General features: G+C 72.5%; 1 protein-coding gene. It reads right to left on the bottom strand.

The genetic code is table 11. The features are described from left to right. Positions 1-883, bottom strand: an 883-nt coding sequence (locus DD1DGNOD_RS28765; protein ID WP_241255453.1) for a S49 family peptidase, incomplete at both ends; no start/stop codon positions are given.

Below are 883 nucleotides of genomic sequence, written 5' to 3'. Positions count from 1 at the left end.
CTCCGAGCGCGACGAAATACCCGCCGGAGGCCGCCACCGAGCCCATCGAGACCACCACCGGACGTCCGGTCGCCTGGAACCGTTCGACCTCCCGCCGGATCAGGTCGGAGGCCACGTACGAGCCGCCGGGGCTGTCCACCCGGAACACGACCGCGGCAACGTCGTCGTCGCGGCCTGCCGCCCGGAAGGCGGCGGTGAGGGCGTCCGAGGTCATCACCGGACCCCCGAACGGCGCGCGCCCGCCGCGACCGAGCAGCACCGGCCCGGTCCCGTGGATGACGGCGATCACCTTGTGCCGTTCGACCCCGTGCCGGACAGCCTTCCCGCCCGGCTTCGACGACGGCAGACCCCGGTGGAGTACCGGGGCGGGCACGCGCAGCCGGGACGCCTCCCGGCGCAGCGCCACCCGGCGGTAGTGGGAGAGGTACATCAGGGACACGCCGTCGCGGTCATCCCCGCCCGCGGTGTCCGCACCGGCCTCGACGTCACTGCTGGCGCCCACATCGCCACCGGCGCTGTCGCCCGTCTCACGGCCGGCGCTGCTGCCCGCGGTCCGGCGGGCGTGGGACCTGGCGGCGGCGTACACCTCGTCCCGATAACCCAACCGGTCGACCAGGCCGGCACGCCGGGCCTGCTCGGCGGACAGCGGCGCGTTGTCGATCAGTTCACGGACCTGCCCCGGTGACAGGCCGCGGCCGGTGGCGATGCCGTCAATAATCATGGACAGGCTGGACGCGACGATCCGCTCGCTGGCCTCGCGGTGCGCAGCGGTGAAATCGCGTTCCACGAACGTGTTGACAGCGTTCTTGTACTCGTGGCGCTGCCCGACCTGAATCTCGATTCCGAGCCGGTCCAGGGCGTCGCGCAGGAACGGTGTTTCCAG

It is taken from the genome of Candidatus Protofrankia californiensis (assembly GCF_900634765.1).
In the GTDB taxonomy this organism is placed as follows: Bacteria; Actinomycetota; Actinomycetes; order Frankiales; family Frankiaceae; genus Protofrankia; species Protofrankia californiensis.
This window is presented reverse-complemented; position numbering and strand designations above follow the sequence as displayed.